Below are 20282 nucleotides of genomic sequence, written 5' to 3' on the forward strand. Positions count from 1 at the left end.
ACAATGGGAGAATCTACTCTTTTTACTGTCCAAAATGATCACATTGCCGTGATCACCTTAAACAGGCCTCAGGCGGCAAATGCTCTTTCAGCGGAAATGCTTAGAAGCCTGCAATTAATTCTTCAGGAAATTGAATTCAACTCAAACATCCGCTGCGTTATCCTCACAGGCACCGGTGAAAAAGCGTTTTGCGCGGGGGCAGATCTGAAAGAACGGATAAAACTGAAAGAAGATCAGGTTCTGGAAAGTGTATCTCTCATTCAAAGAACCGCGGCTTTACTTGAATCCTTACCGCAGCCGGTCATAGCAGCGATAAACGGAAGCGCATTAGGCGGCGGGCTTGAATTGGCATTAGCATGCGACCTTCGAATCGCAGCTGAATCTGCTGTGCTGGGTCTTCCAGAAACAGGGTTAGCCATTATCCCAGGCGCTGGAGGAACCCAAAGACTGCCGCGTCTGATTGGCAGAGGAAAAGCAAAAGAATTAATTTATACAGGCACACGTGTAACTGCACACAAAGCAAAAGAGATAGGCCTTGTAGAGCATGTCACGGCTTCTTGTGACCTCATGCCAAAAGCAGAAGAGCTGGCCGCAGCCATTTCTGCTAACGGGCCGATCGCTGTCCGTCAGGCTAAATTCGCAATCAATAAAGGGTTGGAGACAGATCTCGCTACAGGTCTGGCGATTGAACAAAAAGCATATGAACATACCATTCCGACAAAAGACAGGAGAGAAGGGCTTCAGGCGTTTCAAGAAAAAAGACGGGCCGTATATAAGGGAATATAAAAGGGAGGCAATGCTCATGGATTATGAAAAGGAACGAACAGAACGGGCTGAACGGATACAAAAAGGCGGGGCGGAAAAGTATCATAAGAGCAACCAAGAAAAAGGCAAGCTCTTTGTCAGAGAGCGGCTTGCTCTTTTGTTTGACGATGACATTGAGCTTGAAGACGCTTTTTTTGCGGAATGCATGTCAGACGGGCTTCCCGCTGACGGAGTCGTAACCGCCATCGGCAAAATCAGCGGCCAAACCGTCTGTGTGATGGCAAATGACTCAACGGTTAAAGCGGGGTCATGGGGGGCGAAAACCGTTGAAAAAATCATTCGCATTCAAGAAACAGCCGAAAAATTAAACTGTCCGCTCATCTATTTAGTCGATTCAGCGGGTGCCAGAATCACCGACCAAATCAATGTCTTTCCAGGGAGACGCGGTGCAGGAAGAATTTTTTACAATCAAGTCAAATTATCGGGACGCATTCCGCAAATCTGCTTGCTTTTCGGCCCGTCTGCGGCAGGAGGCGCTTATATTCCAGCCTTCTGTGACATTGTCGTCATGGTAGATGGTAACGCCTCCATGTATTTAGGCTCGCCGCGGATGGCAGAAATGGTCATTGGCGAAAAAGTGTCCCTCGAAGAAATGGGAGGCGCCCGTATGCATTGCTCAATCTCAGGCTGCGGAGATATTCTTGCAAAAACTGAAGAAGAAGCCATACGTCTGGCACGGGCTTATTTATCATACTTTCCGGCAAATTATCAAGAAAAAGCGCCCATGCAAAAGAAACGCCCGCCAAAACACTTCGACATCCCGCTTGCCGACGTCATTCCGCAAAACCAAAATGCACCTTTTGATATGCATGAGCTGATTGAGCGGGTCATTGATGAAGGCTCATTTTTTGAAATCAAAGCTTTATTTGCACCAGAATTAATAACGGGCCTCGCACGAATCCAAGGACAGCCTGTCGGTATTATTGCAAATCAGCCAAAGGTAAAAGGAGGCGTCTTATTCCACGATTCCGCAGACAAAGCGGCTAAGTTTATTACCTTATGTGACGCGTTTCATATCCCATTGCTGTTCTTAGCAGATATCCCCGGCTTTATGATCGGCACAAAGGTAGAACAAGCGGGTATTATCAGGCACGGGGCAAAAATGATTTCAGCGATGTCGGAGGCAACTGTACCAAAGCTCTCTGTCATTGTCCGAAAAGCGTACGGTGCGGGGTTGTACGCAATGGCTGGGCCGGCCTTTGAACCAGATTGCTGCTTAGCGCTCCCAACCGCTCAAATCGCCGTCATGGGTCCTGAAGCAGCTGTAAATGCCGTTTATGCTAAAAAAATCGCCGAGCTGCCGATAGAAGAGAGGGCCCAATTTATCAGCAGCAAACGGGAGGAATATAAAGAGGACATTAATATATACCGCCTGGCTTCAGAGATGATCATCGATGCCGTGATCCCAGCCAATTCGCTGCGGGATGAGCTGGACAAACGACTGAAGGCATACATGACAAAGGAAATGACATTTACAAATCGAAAGCATCCGGTGTATCCGGTATAAAAGCAATGACTCAGGAGCGTAAAAAAGCGCTCCTTTAATATATTTACAATAATTACATTATGTAAACTAATCAACTTTGCATAAAACGCTATGTTTTTTAGAATAGTAAATAAAGGCTGCCGCACCTCTAGCGGCAATTGTCAGTTCATCATAAAAAGGGGCCTACATTATGTATCATTTATATTCACATAACGACTTGGACGGAGTAGGATGCGGAATCGTAGCAAAATTGGCATTCGGAAAAGATGTTGAGGTCCGGTATAACTCTGTCAACGGCTTAAACGCTCAAGTCCAGTACTTTTTAGAAAAAGCGAAAGAGAGCAACAGACAAGACGCGTTATTCATTACCGATCTCGCCGTCAACGAAGAAAACGAAGAGAGATTGAATGAGTATGTTCATGCGGGCGGAAAAGTGAAGCTGATTGACCACCATAAAACAGCCCTTCATTTAAATGAGCATGAATGGGGATTTGTTCAAGTGGAATACGATGATGGACGGCTTTCATCGGCCACATCGCTTTTATATGGATATCTCGTTGAAAATGGTTTCATGAAACCGACAAATGCCTTAGATCAATTCACAGAGCTCGTCCGCCAATATGATACATGGGAGTGGGAGCGGTACGATCAAAAACAGGCGAAGCGGCTTAATGACCTTTTCTTTTTGCTGTCAATTGATGAATTTGAAGAAAAAATGATTCAGCGTCTCTCTGCGCATGATGAATTTTTCTTTGATGATTTTGAAGAAAAACTGCTTGATTTAGAAGACGCAAAAATCGAGCGCTATCTACGGAGAAAGAAAAGGGAAATGGTGCAAACCTTTGTTCATGAACACTGTGTGGGCATCGTTCACGCAGAATCGTACCATTCAGAGCTTGGAAACAGGCTCGGAAAAGAAAATCCGCATCTCGATTACATTGCGATTTTAAGCATGGGGTCAAAACGGGTCAGCCTACGCACCATTCATGATTACGTCGATGTTTCAGAAATCGCCGGCCGATACGGAGGAGGAGGGCATGCAAAGGCATCAGGCTGTTCGATAACCGACGAAGTATATGATTTGTTTGTTACTGAAGCATTCCGGATTGATCCTGTCCGGCCTGATGCTTTCCGTAACATCTATAATCTAAAGGGATCAGCGAACGGATCATTATACGAAAATCGCGCACAAATGAGATTTTTTCTGTTCCCTTTAAACAACGAGTGGAATATCCAAATTAACGGGGAAACACAGGATGAAACATTCGCAGCATTTGAAGAAGCAGAATGGTTTATTAAAAGAAATTATGCCGCATCACTCGTGCGTGATGAAGTATTTGTCGCATTTTTAGCGGAGCATTTGAAGCTGGCAAACCAGCATCGCAGATAAAAAAATATGCATAGGGGAGAATCAATCATCCCTATGCATATCCGCTAGCTATCGTTTAAATATGGCTGCACGTTTTTTAATCACAAAATAAAGGGCGATAACGACAATCGCCAGTATCATTATCGGCGTTGTATAAGTACCTGCAATGTTCTCAACGTCATCCCACTGACTTCCAAGCTGGATGCCTAAATAAACAAAGAGGATAGACCACGGTATGATAGCAAGTACAGTCAGTACCACAAATTTGAGAAACGGCATTTTGGCAATGCCTGCGGGAATGGATATCGCATGTCTGACAACTGGTATAAAACGTGCCGAGAAGACAACACCCGTTCCGTACTTTTGAAACCAGTTTTCTGACATGTCAATATGATGCTTTTTAATCAATAAGTACTTCCCGTATTTGTCCAAAAACGGTCTGCCGCCATAGCGTCCGATCCAATAAATAAAGATCTGGGCAATGGTGCCCCCGATAACACCCGCAATAATTGCGCCAATAAATCCAATCGTGCCTTCCGATACCATATAGCCGCCATAGGCCAATACAATTTCACTCGGGATGATCTCAATCATTAAGCCAATTGCAATGCCCGCATATCCCATATTCGTCAGCCATGTTAAAATTTCGCTTATCAAACTGCCCACATTCTTCACAACCTGTCCTAATCTTTTTCACTATTATATGACTGATTGACGAGCAAGATGGTTACAATTTTTTTATCGCAGCATTTCTTTCGTTTCCCGTTTGATCACATCTTCTAAATAAGCCAAAAGCTGAGATCTCATTTCGGGGCGCATTAAGCCGATTTCAGTGCTCGCTTTAAAACAGCCCAGCTTATCGCCAATGTCATATCGATTTCCTTCTAGCAGCCGGGCATGGATAGGCTGCTTACAGCAAACCTCACGAAGCGCATCTGTGAGCTGAATTTCGTTGCCCGCGCCTCTGCCAATTGACTTCAAAACGGGGAAGATCGAAGAATTCAGCACGTAACGTCCCATCACGGCGATTTCCGAAGGCGCTTCTTCAGGAGAAGGCTTTTCAACTAAATCTGTCACTTCATACACATGCCCTTGAGAGCCTGATGTATTTATAATACCATATTTGCTGACATCCTCAGGGAGAACTGACTGTACTCCGACAACCTCTGTGCCATAAGCATCGTATACATCCATTAATTGCCGAAGAGCCGGTTTTTCAGACACCATAATATCATCGCCTAAGAGAACGGCGAAAGGCTCATCTCCGATAAAATGCTCCGCACACAGCACCGCATGGCCTAATCCGAGCGGTTCTTTCTGGCGGATGTAATGAATGTTGGCCAAATCGGCAATCTGCTGCATTTCCTTAAGCGTCTCCGTCTTGCCTTTTTCCCGCAAATTGAATTCCAATTCCGCCGACCGGTCAAAATGATCTTCAATCGAGCGTTTGTTTCTCCCTGTAATAATCAGTATATCTTCAATTCCTGACTCTGCGGCCTCTTCTACAATGTATTGGATTGCTGGTTTGTCGACGATCGGGAGCATTTCTTTCGGCTGCGCCTTTGTCGCCGGCAGAAATCTCGTTCCTAAACCCGCTGCGGGAATGACCGCTTTTCTCACTTTTTTTCTCATTCATCTTCACTCCTGATCCTGTATGTTTTTCAGCGAATCTCCAAATACCCAGATTCGGTTTCCGATAAAATTCACCATCATTCCGCCGATAGTGGCGGCGAGCTTACTCACCAAAAGCGAACAGCCGCCTTTTTGAAACAAATAAAGCAGCAAAAAGGTAATCCCAGACGCGGCAATATTAATCATGAAAAAGCGCACGATCTCTTTCCCGCCGGCCTTACGTTTAACACGAAACGTCCAACTCCGGTTCCACACATAGCTGTTGATGATACCTGCCGAATAGGAACAGATCTGCGCCGGCAGATAAGGGACATGACAAGCGGTGAGAAGAAAGAAGACACCAAAATCTATCAGCGTATTGCCGACGCCCACGGTGCAAAAACGGCCTAATGTCTTTATTTTTTCTTTCAGCATAACGGCACCCGGCTTTGACCTCCCTTCATAAAAGATGCGGATGGCTTTCTTATTTGTTGATATGGATTACTTTAGCGGACAGTGTTGAATAAACAATTAATAAAATATGAACAAAACATGAAAAAGTAATGAGGCCTTGCAGATTCATTAAGTTACCATTTTGATAGTTTGGGTTGGCGCATTTTGCTAGGAACCTAAGTGTTAACGTTATTTAGTTAACATTAATTTCCAGGCGAGAAAGAAGGGAAACGTGATGCAGGAAAAAATATATTACAGTGTCAGAATGAGAACTTCCCATGACGTCCCCATGAACAAGACGGAAAACACATTTCCGTAGGAGAACAGCTCATCACTTACAACGGTTTACAGGAAGCGGTGAATGGCTTATTACATAAAGGCTTCTCGGACACCTGATTTTATGCAGATTCAGCTTGAAAGCGTTAATGAACCGATCAAAACGATCCGCCCTTTAACGATTGCCGTACATCAAACAGCTACGGTAGAAAAAGGGCAAACCAAAGGTCAGGCCGTAGTCTTTGACGGCGTATATACCGTTCAATAGTTCTTATACTCTTGAAAAAAACAGCCGCTCTGAACGGCTGTTTTTTGTGCCTGAATACCTTGTTCACATATGGATGACAAAATATGACGGGTTTCGAAAGGGGGTTGCGGAATGCTAACGAAATGTCTTACAAAGAAGAGAACAATGGAAACAGGAATCAGCAGAAGAAGCAGCCGGAATTCAATAGATTGAAAAGTTCCGCGCTTTGATTCCCTATCAGCCTACAGCAAGACTGAACCAGAACCAAAACAATTTGTTTCTAATGATATATTCCTCTTATGATGATGCAGCTCGCATTCAGCAATGTAATGGACCGATTTACTGCAACAATCAGTTTCCAAGCAGGATCATTCATATGTTATGCGTCGTATTTCATCCTCGCAGAGTTTCCTTTATCAAGATCCATTTCTTGTGCAACATCTATAAACAAGCGCCATCAGTTTACAATCCTTCACAGATATACAGATTAATTTTTATAAAAAACAAAAATATGGAATTTCTGACACAATTATGTCGATAGACCTAAAACATATGAACATCGAGGGCGCGGTCTAAGTGAAGAAGAGTCGGTAACAGCCTTCCATTCCGACTCCTGTCATCTCTCTTAAAGACTGATTTCTCGGTGTCAGCCCCATTTTATATTTAATGAACAAATGTAATCCAGGCCCTTTGTAAAACCGAACAATAACTCCTACAAAAGTATTCTATACACATTTATTATAATCATGCTAGGATGTTAGATAAAGGGATATTTTGTATAATATTGTATCTCTGTTCAATGTGATCGGAGGGAGCTCATGAACAATCTTGCCTTTTTATTTCCTGGACAAGGATCTCAATTTGTAGGAATGGGCAAAAGTTTTTGGAATGATTTTGTGCTCGCAAAGAGATTATTTGAAGAAGCGAGCGATGCGATCTCCTTGGATGTAAAAAAACTGTGTTTTAACGGTGATATAAATGAATTGACAAAGACAATGAATGCGCAGCCCGCTATTTTAACCGTCAGTGTGATTGCTTTTCAAGTGTATATGCAGGAGATAGGGGTTAAGCCTCGCTTTCTTGCAGGTCATAGTTTAGGCGAATACTCTGCGCTTGTCTGTGCTGGCGCTCTTTCATTTCATGATGCCGTTACACTTGTAAGGCAGCGGGGAATTCTTATGCAAAATGCGGATCCTCAGCAGCAGGGGGCGATGGCCGCCGTGACTCAGCTCCCTCTTCAAACATTGCAAGAAATATGTTCGAAAGTGTCGACGGAAGAATTTCCCGCAGGTGTCGCCTGCATGAATTCAGACCAGCAACATGTGATTTCCGGACATCGGCAAGCTGTGGAACGTGTCATCAGGATGGCGGAGGAAAAGGGGGCCAAATATACTTATTTGAATGTCAGTGCGCCTTTTCACAGTTCGATGATACGATCAGCATCCGAACAATTCCAGACTGTATTACACCGGTATTCCTTCCGGGATGCCGCATGGCCGATCATTTCGAATGTCACGACGTACCCTTACAGCAGCGGAAAATCGATAAACGAACATCTCAAGCAGCACATGACGATGCCGGTAAGATGGACAGAATCGATGCATTACTTGCTTTTACACGGAGTGACGGAAGTCATCGAAATGGGCCCAAAGAATGTCTTAGCCAGTCTGCTGAGAAAAATAACGAATCATATTGCACCTTATTCTTTAGGGCAGACATCTGATCTTCATCTACTTTCCAATTCAGCGGAAAGAAATAAAAATATTGTCCAATTACGCAAAAAACAACTGAATAAATTGATGATTCAATCCACCATTGCGCGAAATTACAATAAGGATTCATTGGCTTATTCCAACATGACGACGCCATTATTTACGCAAATTCAAGAGCTGAAAAAGAGAATGGAAATACATGAAGATGAGCTTTCAGAACAAGAACTCGAACATTCGATCCATTTGTGCAAATTAATTTGCGAGGCTAAACAGCTTCCGGCTTGGGAACAATTACGGATTTTAAAATAAAGCGCCCAGGAGGGGACCTATGTATACCAGTCAATTCCAAACCTTAGTCGATGTCATTCGGGAAAGAAGCAATATCTCTGATCGCGGGATCCGTTTTATCGAATCCGATAAAAAAGAGACAGTTGTCTCTTACCGCCAATTGTTTGATGAGGCACAGGGGTTTCTTGGCTATTTACAGCATATCGGCATTCAGCCGAAGCAGGAAATTGTATTTCAAATCCAAGAAAACAAATCATTTGTCGTTGCTTTTTGGGCTTGTTTATTAGGAGGAATGATCCCGGTACCGGTCAGTATCGGAGAAGATGATGACCATAAGCTGAAGGTCTGGCGCATTTGGAATATATTAAATCATCCGTATCTGATTGCCTCTGAGAAAGTATTGGATAAAATAAAGAAATACGCCGCAGAACACGATTTACAAGATTTCCATCATCAATTAAACGAGAAATCTGACATTATTCAAGATCAAACCTACGATTACGCCGCTTCTATATATGAATCTGATGCGGATGAACTGGCCTTTATCCAATTTTCTTCAGGATCGACAGGACATCCAAAAGGAGTCATGTTAACGCATCACAACTTAATACATAACACGTGTGCCATTCGAAATGCTCTGTCCATTGATTCGAAAGACTCTTTCTTATCTTGGATGCCTTTAACGCATGATATGGGGCTCATCGCCTGCCACCTTGTTCCCTTCTTAGTCGGAATCAATCAAAATCTAATGCCTACAGAATTATTTATTCGCAGACCTATCCTTTGGATGAAAAAAGCTCATGAACATAAAACCAGCATTCTATCCTCTCCTAATTTCGGATACAACTACTTCCTTAAATTTCTGAAAAACGAACCAGACTGGGATTTATCCCATATCAGAGTCATCGCAAACGGTGCAGAACCGATATTGCCGGAGCTATGTGACGAATTTTTAAAAAGATGCGCAACATTCAATATGAAAAGATCCGCTATTTTAAATGTTTACGGTTTAGCGGAAGCTTCAGTCGGCGCAACGTTCTCTAAAACAGGCGAAGAATTCGTCCCCGTTTATTTGCATCGCGATCATTTAAACCTCGGCGAAAGAGCTGTAAAAGTCAGCAAAGAAGATCAAAATTGCGCTTCATTCGTCGAAGTGGGACAGCCTATTGACTATTGTCAGATTCGAATCTCCAACGGAGAAAATGAAAGAGTAGAAGACGGAATCATCGGCCATATCCAGATCAAAGGAGACAATGTGACGCAAGGGTATTATAACAACCCCGAAAGTACGGACACAGCGATGACTTCTGACGGCTGGGTAAAAACAGGAGACCTTGGGTTCATTAGTGAAAGTGGTAACTTAGTCGTAACCGGAAGAGAAAAGGACATTATTTTCGTGAACGGAAAAAATATCTACCCTCACGATATTGAACGGGTCGCGATTGAAATGGAAGAGGTTGACTTAGGAAGGGTTGCCGCCTGCGGTGTATATGATCAAAAGACGCGAAGCGGAGAAATCGTGCTCTTTGTTGTTTTTAAAAAATCACCTGAAAAATTTGCACCGCTTGTCAAAGAGATTAAAAAGTATTTGTACAAGCGGGGCGGCTGGAACATAAAAGAAGTCCTTCCAATCCGGAAGCTTCCAAAAACAACCAGCGGAAAGGTTAAGCGATATGAACTGGCCAGACAGTATGAGGCAGGGAATTTTTCGATAGAGTCTGCCGCCATCAATGAATTTTTGGAGAGCAGCCCTGAAAAATCCGGACAGACGCCGATTCATGAGATAGAAACGGAATTGCTGTCTATCTTTTCCGAAGTTCTCGATGGAAGAAAGGTTCACCTCACTGATAGTTATTTTGATATGGGAGCAAATTCATTACAGTTATCGCAGATTGCTGAGTGCATAGAACAGAAATTTGGGCGCGAGCTTGCCGTTTCCGACCTCTTTACGTATCCTTCCATCACTGATTTAGCGGCATTTCTGTCTGAAAACCATGCTGAAATCAAGCATGATGTGACAGAGAAGCGAAGCCAAATGTCGCCGAAAGACATTGCCATTATCGGAATGTCGCTCAATGTCCCGGGAGCATCGACTAAAAGCGATTTTTGGAATCTGCTTGAAAAAGGAGAGCACAGCATTCGAGAATACCCTGCATCTCGGCTGAAAGATGCGGCGGATTATTTAAAGTCCATCCAAAGTGAATTCAATGAGAATCAGTTTGTAAAAGGTGGCTATTTAGATGAAATCGACCGCTTTGATTATTCGTTCTTCGGTTTAGCTCCTAAAACGGCTCAGTTTATGGATCCAAATCAAAGACTGTTTTTGCAGTCTGCATGGCATGCGATTGAAGATGCGGGCTATGCCGGAAACAGCATGCACGGGAGTCGGGTCGGGGTATATGCAGGGTACTCGAAGGTGGGCTACGATTATGAACGCCTCCTTTCTGCCAATTATCCGGAGGAACTTCATCAATATATTGTAGGCAATCTTCCTTCAGTGTTAGCCAGCCGAATCGCTTATTTCTTAAATCTAAAAGGGCCGGCGGTCACAGTGGATACAGCTTGTTCTTCATCGCTTGCTGCCGTTCATATGGCGTGCAAATCTTTAAATTCTGGCGAGTGTGTAATGGCTATTGCCGGAGGTATCCGGACATCGCTCTTGCCGATGCGTATCGGACTTGATATGGAATCTTCGGACGGATACACGAAAACGTTCAGCAAAGATTCAGACGGCACGGGCTCAGGTGAAGGCGCGGCGGCAGTCCTATTAAAACCTTTGCAGGATGCGGTTCGCGACGGAGACCATATTTACGGCGTAATCAAAGGGAGCGCGATGAATCAAGACGGAACAACCGCCGGGATTACTGCACCGAACCCGGCAGCTCAGACTGAGGTCATTGAAACGGCCTGGAAAGACGCGGGCATTGCTCCTGAAACGCTGTCATTCATCGAAGCGCATGGCACCGGAACCAAGCTTGGAGATCCGGTTGAATTTAACGGGCTTTGTAAAGCATTTGAAAAGTATACGGCAAAAAAACAATTTTGTGCGATTGGTTCTGTTAAATCGAACATCGGTCATTTGTTTGAAGCGGCAGGCGTCGTTGGGCTGATCAAATCTGTCCTCATGCTGAATCAAAAGAAAAACCCGCCGTTAGCCCACTTTAATGAACCCAATCCGTTCATCCATTTTCACTCTTCACCGTTTTATATAAATCAGGAAGTTGCAGAGTTCACATCCGGGGATGAGCCGCTGCGGGGCGGAGTCAGCTCGTTCGGTTTTAGCGGAACGAATGCTCATGTGGTGTTAGAAGAATATATTTCTCAAAGTGAGGAAGCACTCGCGGACGAAAATGAGCCGCACCTATTTGTTTTATCCGCTCATACTGAAAATTCACTCTATGAACTCGCACAGCAGTATCTGCAATATGTATCGGATGGCAGCCAAGCTTCATTGAAGTCCATTTGCTATACAGCCAGTACAGGAAGGGCTCATTTGGATCATGGTATGGCCATGGTTGTATTCAGTAAGAAAGAATTATGTGACAAGCTGACCTCCGTGGTTCAAGGAGACAGCCATCTTCCCGGGGTACACATTGGTTATAAGAACTTGAAGGAAATGCTGCCTGCTCATAAAGAAGAGCTGAATAAACAAGCTGCTGATCTGATTGAGCAGTGTATACGTACGCATGATGAACGAATCACATGGCTGAATCGCGCCGCCGAATTATTTGTGCAAGGAGCCGTTATAGATTGGCGCGCGCTTTATGCCGGTGAAACTGTACAAAAAACGCCATTGCCCTTATATCCGTTTGAACGAAACCGCTGCTGGGCTGAAGCTGACCATTTGCGCTTAAACGAGGACGAAGAGAGAGGAGAAGCGGCAATGAATATCAATCAAACGAAGGCGCATATTGAATCCTTTCTGAAAACTGTAATCGGCAATGCTTCGGGAATCAGAGCGGATGAACTCGATTTGAATGCGCATTTTATCGGGCTCGGAATGGATTCCATCATGCTGTCACAGGTCAAAAAAGCCATCGCTGACGAATTTGGTGTAGACATCCCGATGGATCGTTTTTTCGATACGATGAACAACCTTCAAAGTGTCATAGATTACTTGGCTGATACCGCTCCATCGTCCTTTGCATCCGCACCGGCTCAAGAGAATGTTCCGGCGGAGGAAAAACTGGTCATTTCAGAAACACAGCCTGAATCTGGCCACAGAGAAGAGCATCAAGAGCACATGCTCGAAAAAATAATCGCTTCTCAGAATCAATTAATTCAGAATACCTTGCAGGCTCAATTAAATAGCTTTAATTTGCTGAGAAACAGCGGACATCATTCCGATGTGAAAGACTACGCTAAAGCGCTAGAAAAATCAATTCCTTCTGTCAAGCAAGGGACGCCGACCGTCACTGCAGAAAAGAAATTGGCTCAAGAAGCGAAACCCTATGTTCCTTTTCAGCCCCAGAACCTGCATGAACAGGGACACTATACCGCACAGCAAAGACGATATTTAGAAGATTTCATCGGGAAATACGCAGATAAAACGAAAGGTTCCAAACAATATACGGACAAAACCCGATTTGCTCATGCAAACAACCGAAACTTGTCCAGTTTCCGTTCATACTGGAAGGAAATCGTGTACCCGATTATTGCCCAACGTTCTGACGGTTCCAAGATGTGGGATATTGATGGAAACGAATATATCGATATCACCATGGGATTTGGGGTTAATCTTTTCGGGCATCATCCGCCCTTTATTACACAGGTTATCGATGATTCAATCCGTTCATCATTGCCTCCGCTCGGTCCGATGTCGGATGTCGCCGGTGAAGTTGCCGATCGAATCCGCACATGTACCGGGGTAGAAAGGGTCGCTTTCTATAATTCCGGAACAGAAGCCGTCATGGTTGCCCTTCGTTTGGCAAGGGCGGCAACAGGAAGAAAGAAAGTTGTGGCGTTCTCAGGCTCTTATCACGGTACGTTTGACGGCGTATTAGGGGTTGCCAGTACAAAAGGCGGAGCTGCGTCTGCGAATCCGCTTGCTCCGGGCATACTGCAGAGCTTTATGGATGATTTGATTATTTTGCATTACAACAATCCAGATTCGCTCGATGTGATTCGCAGTCTTGGAGATGAATTGGCAGCCGTATTGGTAGAACCTGTACAAAGCCGCAGGCCGGATTTGCAGCCGGGAGCATTTTTGAAAGAACTGCGGGCAATCACGCAGCAATCCGGGACAGCCCTGATTATGGATGAAATTATTACCGGATTTCGGATCGGTCTCGGCGGCGCGCAGGAATGGTTCGGCATTCAAGCCGATTTGGTGACCTACGGAAAAATCATCGGCGGCGGACAGCCGTTAGGGATAGTTGCCGGAAAAGCTGAGTTCATGAATGCGATCGACGGGGGAACCTGGCAGTATGGGGACGACTCCTATCCACAGGATGAGGCGAAACGCACGTTTGTGGCCGGCACCTTCAATACTCACCCGCTTACCATGAGAATGTCATTAGCCGTGCTTCAACATTTACAAACCGAGGGAGAACACCTGTATGAGCAGCTAAATCAAAACACTACCTCCCTAGTCGATCAGTTAAATCGCTACTTTGAACAATCGCAAGTGCCTATCCGTATGGTTCAATTCGGTTCTTTATTCCGTTTTGTCTCATCGCTTGATAACGACTTGTTCTTTTACCATCTCAATTATAAAGGGGTCTATGTATGGGAAGGACGCAACTGCTTCTTGTCTGCTGCGCATAGCGCGGATGATATTGAACATATCATTCAAGCCGTTAAAGACACGGTGAAGGATCTTCGCCGAGGCGGATTTATCCCGGAAGGCCCAGATTCCCCTAACGACGGCAGCCATAAAAAATCCGGGACGTACGAGCTTTCACCTGAACAAAAACAATTGGTTATGGCATCCCATTATGGGAATGGAGCTTCTGCAGCTTTAAACCAGTCCATTATGCTAAAAGTGGAGGGTGAACTGCAGCATACGCTGTTAAAACAAGCCGTGCAGCATATCATCGACCGCCACGAGGCTTTACGTACGGTGATTCATGTGAATGACGAGGTACAGCAGGTGCAGGAACGGATAAATATAGACATTCCTGTCATTGATTTTACCGGTCACCCGGATGAGCAACGGGAGTTGGAAATGCAGAATTGGCTGACAGAAGATGCCAAGCGGCCATTTCATTTTCATGAACAAAAGCCCTTGTTTAGAATCCATGTGCTTACATCGACTCAAGATGAACATCTGATTGTGCTCACGTTCCATCATGTCATTGCCGATGGATGGTCAATCGCTGTTTTTGTTCAAGAGCTGGAGAGCAACTATACAGCAATTGTACAAGGAAAACCGTTTCCGCCAAAAGAGGCTGCTCCTTCGTTTCGTCAATATTTAGACTGGCAGCAGGCGCAGATTGATAGCGGCCACTATGAAGAAGGCGTCCGTTATTGGCGGCATCATTTCTCTGAACCGATACAGCAGGCAGTCCTGCCGAGCGTCGCTTCCGCCCGTTATCCGAACGGATATGAGGGAGACAGATGTACCGTCAGGCTTGGACGGCCTTTAAGCGAGGCTTTAAAATCATTAAGCATTCGGATGAAAAATAGTGTATTTGTGACAATGCTGGGCGCATTTCATCTTTTTCTGCACCAGCTAACCAAACAGACGGGTCTTGTGATCGGGATTCCTGCAGCAGGTCAATCGCATATGAAACATCATGCTCTGATTGGAAATTGCGTCAATATGATTCCTGTGAAGAATACGTCTTCTTCAGAAAGCACTTTATCCGGTTATCTTGGCAGTATGAAAGAAAACGTGAATCACGCCATGCAGCATCAAGCTGTTCCGATGACACTGGTAGCCAGGCAGCTTCCGCACGATCAAGTGCCCGATATGCGAATTATCTTTAATTTGGACAGGCCTTTTCGAAAGCTGCATTTCGGAAAGGCGGAGGCGGAGCCCATTGCATACCCGGTGAAACGCATGCTGTACGATTTATTTCTTAACATAACAGACGCGAATGAAGAATATGTTCTTGATTTCGACTTTAATACGAACGTCATCAGTCCGGAAATCATGAAAAAGTGGGGAGCGGGCTTTACGAAATTGCTGCAAAAAATGGTTGAGGAGGATTGTGTCCCTCTTGATGCCCTGATGATGTTTTCCGATGAAGAACAGCAAGATTTACAAGAACTGTATACCGATCACCAGCAGCGGGTCTCTTCAATTGTAAGCAAAACGGCAAACTTTGCTGACGCCTACGAGGCGCCGGTAAATGAAACGGAGCGACAGCTGGCGCAGATTTGGGAGGAACTTTTCGGCCTTGAGCGGGTTGGAAGATCAGATCGCTTCCTGGCTCTGGGAGGAAACTCACTCCAAGCGACGCTGATGCTTTCCAAAGTTCAGAAGACATTTCATCAAAAAGTTTCCATCGGACAATTTTTCAATCACCAGACTGTTAAGGAATTAGCACGTTTCATTGAGAATGAAAAGAAAGTCATGTACCTCCCGATGAAGGCTGCTGAGAAAAAAGCGCATTATCCGACATCATCGGCGCAGCAAAGAGTATATTTCCTTCACCAAATGGAACCGGATCAATTGGCTCAAAATATATTCGGCCAAATATCAATTATAGGGCAGTACGATGAGCAGGCCCTGATTTCTTCTCTTCAGCAAGTCATGCAGCGGCATGAAGCGTTTCGCACGTGTTTTGAAATCTCAGACGGCGAAATTGTCCAGAAACTTGAAAACGAAGTTGATGTTAACGTTCATGTTCGGACAATGAGCCGGGACGAATTTGATGACTATGCAGACCGGTTCGTAAAACCGTTCCGCTTGGAACAAGCTCCTTTGGTCCGCGCGGAGCTGATCAAGATTGATAACGGGCAGGCCGAGCTGCTCATTGATATGCATCATATCATTTCGGACGGTTATTCCATCAACATCCTTACAAATGAATTGCTGGCCTTATATCATCGGAAACCATTACCGGACATTGAATTTGAATATAAAGATTTCTCAGAATGGCAGAACCAATGGCTGAATGAGGATGCCATGAAGCAGCAGGAGACATATTGGCTGGAACAATTTCAAGAAGGAATCCCGGTTCTTCAACTGCCGACAGATGGTTCAAAAGCGGCGGTACGGTCTTCCGAGGGGCAGCGCGTGACGTGCTCTCTGCAGCCGAATGTAATCCGTTCGCTGCAAGATCTGGCGCAAAAGGCTGGAACGACCCTTTATACGGTGCTTCTGGCCGCCTACAAAGTGCTGCTTCATAAATATACAGGACAAGAAGACATTGTCGTAGGCACGCCTGCTTCAGGAAGAAATCATCCGGATGTCGAAAATATCATCGGAATTTTCATTCAAACCATCGGAATCCGGACGAAGCCGCACGCCAATAGAAAGTTTACGGATTATCTGGAAGAAGTAAAGCGGCAGACGCTTGACGCTTTCGAAAACCAAGACTATCCATTCGACCGGCTGGTTGAAAAATTAAATGTACAGCGGGAAACAACAGGAAAATCACTGTTTAACACGATGTTTGTGTTTCAAAATATTGAATTTCATGAAATAACGCACAATGAATGTACATTTAAGGTGAAAGAGCGAAACCCCGGAGTCTCTTTATATGATTTGATGCTGACGGTCGAAGATGCCGGGCAACAGATAGAGATGCATTTTGATTTTAAATCGGGACAGTTTGAACAAGAAACTATTGAACAGATCACAAAACACTATATCAGCATTTTACACAGCCTTGTTAAGCAGCCGGAGATGACGTTGTCTTCCGTTCCTATGCTGTCTGAAACCGAACGGTATCAATTGCTGACGAAGTTTAATGACACAAAGACATCGTATCCGCATAACGAAACGGTTTCTCGATGGTTTGAAATTCAGGCGGAACAGCGGCCTGATCATGAAGCCGTTATTTTTGGCAATGAGCGGTATACGTACAGACAGCTCAATGAACGGGCAAACCAATTGGCGCGAACGTTACGGAGAAAAGGCATACAAGCGGATCAATTCGTTGCCATCCTCTCTCCGCATTGTATCGAGCTGGTTGTTGGAATTTTGGCTGTGCTGAAATCCGGCGGCGCATACGTGCCCATTGACCCTGAGTATCCGGAGGACCGGATCCATTATATGCTGAGGGATTCAAAAGCGAAGATTGTGTTGACACACCACAACCTGCAAGATCAATTACCTTATGATGGTGAAGTTGTGCTTTTGGATGAGGAAAACTCTTATCATGAAGACCGCTCAAATCTTGAATTATTCAGCAATGCGCATGATTTGGCCTACATGATCTATACGTCGGGTTCCACTGGAAATCCGAAAGGTGTACTCATTGAGCACCAGGGGCTGGCCAATTATATTTGGTGGGCGAAAGAAGTTTATGTGACAGGAGAGAAAACCAACTTCCCATTATACTCCTCTATTTCTTTTGACCTGACGGTGACTTCGATATTTACACCGCTGGTGACGGGAAATACCATCATTGTCTACGACGGAGAAGACAAAAACGCTGTGCTTTCTGCGATTATGCAGGACTCAAGAATCGACATAATCAAATTGACCCCGGCACATTTGCATGTAATCAAGGAGATGAATATAGCAGGCGGCACCACAATACGGAAAATGATTGTGGGCGGAGAAAATTTAAGCACCCGTCTGGCCAAAAGTGTCAGCGAGCAGTTTAAAGGCCGGCTGGACATTTTCAATGAATACGGGCCGACGGAAACTGTCGTCGGATGTATGATTTACCGTTACGACCCAAAACGGGACAACCGGGAATCTGTACCGATCGGCACTGCGGCTGCCAACACGGACATTTATGTGATGGATGCAAGCAGAAACCTGGTTCCGATCGGGGTAATCGGTGAAATGTATATCAGCGGACCCGGTGTTGCCAGAGGGTATTGGAATCGCCCAGATTTAACGGCAGAGAAGTTCATTGATAACCCGTATATCCCGGGAGCGAAGATGTACAAATCAGGGGACTTGGCTAAGCGATTGAGGGATGGAAATCTTGTATATGTGGGACGCATCGATGAACAAGTCAAAATCAGGGGACACCGAATCGAACTTGGTGAAATCGAAGCAGCGATGCATAACGTGGAAGCGGTGCAAAAAGCCGCTGTTACAGCCGAAGAAGCAGAAGACGGCTTAAAACAATTGTGCGCGTATTACGTAAGCGACAAACCTATAGCGGCTGGGCAGCTTAGGGAACAATTGTCATCGGAGCTCCCGGACTACATGGTTCCGTCCTATTTTGTCCGTCTTGAGCATATGCCATTAACGTCCAACGGGAAAATAAACCGTAAAGCACTGCCCGCACCCGAAGCAAGTCTGCAACAGACAGCTGAATATGTTCCGCCGGGCAATGAGGTGGAGTCCAAACTGACAGATTTATGGCAGGAAGTGCTCGGAATAAGCCGTGCGGGGATCAAACATAATTTCTTTGATCTCGGAGGAAATTCCATTCGCGCGGCGGCCTTAGCCGCCAGAATTCATAAAGAGCTGGATGTAAACCTGACGCTAAAAGACATATTCAAGTTTCCTACCATTGAACAATTGGCTGACAAGGCGTTACACATGAACAAAAATCGATATACACCGATCCCGGCCGCAAAGGAAATGTCCTATTATCCAGTTTCTTCAGCTCAAAGGCGAATGTATTTATTAAGTCACGCAGAGGGCGGCGAGCTGACTTACAATATGACGGGTGCCATGAGAGTGGAAGGGACGATTGATCCTGACCGGTTAAACGCCGCTTTCCAAAAATTAATCGAGCGTCATGAAGCTTTGCGGACCAGCTTTGAATTATATGAAGGCGAACCGGCACAGCGTATTCATCAGAACGTTGAATTTACAATAGAACGAATTCAAGCAAGCGAAGAAGAAGCGGACGATCGTGTGCTTGATTTTATCCAAGCGTTTGATTTAGCCAAACCGCCGCTGATGCGGGCCGCACTGATTGAACTAGAACCTGCGCGGCATGTGCTTGTGGTTGATATGCATCATGTCATTTCTGACGGCGTATCCGTCAACATTCTGATGAAAGATTTAAGCCGGCTCTACGAGGGGAACGAACCCGATCCGCTTTCTGTTCAATATAAAGACTATGCAGTTTGGCAGCAATCAGATATTCAGAAACGGAATATCAAGAGTCAGGAAGCGTACTGGCTGGATCAGTTTCGTGATGACATTCCTGTACTGGACATACCTGCGGATTACGAGCGGCCTGCCGTACGTGATTACGAAGGCGAATCCTTTGAATTTGTTATACCGGAACACTTGAAACAAGGCTTAAGCCAAATGGAAGAAAACACAGGAGCAACACTGTATATGATTTTATTGGCAGCCTATACGATTCTTTTATCCAAATACAGCGGACAAGAGGATATTGTCGTAGGAACGCCATCTGCTGGGCGGAATCATTTGGATGTGGAGTCGGTCGTGGGAATGTTCGTCAATACGTTAGTCATCCGCAATCAGCCGGCGGGCCGTAAAACATTTGATGCCTACTTAAACGAAGTAAAGGAAAACATGCTGAATGCCTATAAAAATCAAGACTACCCGTTAGAAGAATTGATTCAGCATTTACATCTTTCGAAAGATCCAAGCCGCAATCCTTTGTTCGATACGATGTTTGTGCTGCAAAATCTCGATCACGCTGAATTGACACTCGATTCCCTTCAGCTCAAGCCGTATCAGTTTCATCATCCGGTTGCCAAATTCGATTTGACCTTGTCGATTCAGGCGGACCAAGACAACTACCAAGGCCTGTTTGAATATTCGAAAAAACTGTTTAAGAAAAGCAGAATCGAGGCTTTATCAAACGACTACTTACACATTCTATCCGCGATTTTAGAACAACCAAGCATTCTAATTGAACATATCGGATTGAGCGGCAGCTATGAGGAACAAGAGAACATGCTTGATTCTATTCAATTGAACTTTTAGGGAAAAGCATATATTTATTTGTTTAA

Annotated in this window: 8 protein-coding genes and 1 pseudogene; 6 read left to right on the plus strand and 3 right to left on the minus strand. The window is 44.9% G+C overall.

All coding sequences use genetic code 11. The features are described from left to right. The first annotated feature begins 3 nt into the window (after window positions 1–3). The 3 genes from LWH95_RS16080 (at window position 4) to nrnB (ending at window position 3701) form a co-directional block, all read left to right on the plus strand. A complete protein-coding gene (locus tag LWH95_RS16080) occupies window positions 4–786 on the plus strand; it encodes an enoyl-CoA hydratase (protein ID WP_148981836.1) in 783 nt (260 codons plus the stop codon). A 10-nt stretch (window positions 787–796) separates the two neighbouring features. Beyond that, complete coding sequence (locus LWH95_RS16085; protein ID WP_080010818.1) at window positions 797–2332, plus strand: acyl-CoA carboxylase subunit beta; 1536 nt, start codon at window positions 797–799, stop codon at window positions 2330–2332. A 169-nt stretch (window positions 2333–2501) separates the two neighbouring features. Next, entirely contained in the window at window positions 2502–3701 is a 1200-nt protein-coding gene (gene nrnB / locus LWH95_RS16090) for a DHH family phosphoesterase (RefSeq protein WP_232919974.1), read from the plus strand. Window positions 3702–3749: 48 nt separating this feature from the next. On the opposite strand, the gene LWH95_RS16095 is transcribed toward nrnB, so the two are convergent. The 3 genes from LWH95_RS16095 to LWH95_RS16105 all read right to left on the minus strand — a co-directional run bounded on the left by LWH95_RS16095 (window position 3750) and on the right by LWH95_RS16105 (window position 5726). Next, window positions 3750–4346, minus strand: a complete 597-nt coding sequence (locus tag LWH95_RS16095) for a DedA family protein (RefSeq protein WP_019258543.1) — start codon at window positions 4344–4346, stop codon at window positions 3750–3752. Between the two features lie 72 nt (window positions 4347–4418). Further along, a complete protein-coding gene (gene galU, locus LWH95_RS16100; protein WP_003238139.1) occupies window positions 4419–5312 on the minus strand; it encodes a UTP--glucose-1-phosphate uridylyltransferase GalU in 894 nt (297 codons plus the stop codon). Window positions 5313–5318: 6 nt separating this feature from the next. Then, window positions 5319–5726, minus strand: coding sequence for a GtrA family protein (locus LWH95_RS16105; RefSeq protein WP_148981835.1), 408 nt, complete (start codon window positions 5724–5726; stop codon window positions 5319–5321). A gap of 253 nt (window positions 5727–5979) precedes the next feature. Here LWH95_RS16105 and LWH95_RS16110 point away from each other — a divergent pair. The 3 genes and pseudogenes from LWH95_RS16110 to LWH95_RS16120 form a co-directional block, all read left to right on the plus strand. Beyond that, window positions 5980–6240 (plus strand): annotated as a pseudogene (locus LWH95_RS16110) (6-carboxyhexanoate--CoA ligase); the annotation flags it as partial. 845 nt (window positions 6241–7085) lie between these two features. Then, on the plus strand, window positions 7086–8288 hold the full coding sequence (fabD, locus tag LWH95_RS16115; protein ID WP_148981834.1) for an ACP S-malonyltransferase: 1203 nt from the start codon (window positions 7086–7088) through the stop codon (window positions 8286–8288). 19 nt (window positions 8289–8307) lie between these two features. Beyond that, complete coding sequence (locus tag LWH95_RS16120; protein WP_232919975.1) at window positions 8308–20256, plus strand: non-ribosomal peptide synthetase/type I polyketide synthase; 11949 nt, start codon at window positions 8308–8310, stop codon at window positions 20254–20256. The last annotated feature ends 26 nt before the right edge of the window (window positions 20257–20282 follow it).

Source organism: Bacillus sp. G16, assembly GCF_021282335.1.
Lineage (GTDB): Bacteria > Bacillota > Bacilli > Bacillales > Bacillaceae > Bacillus > Bacillus inaquosorum.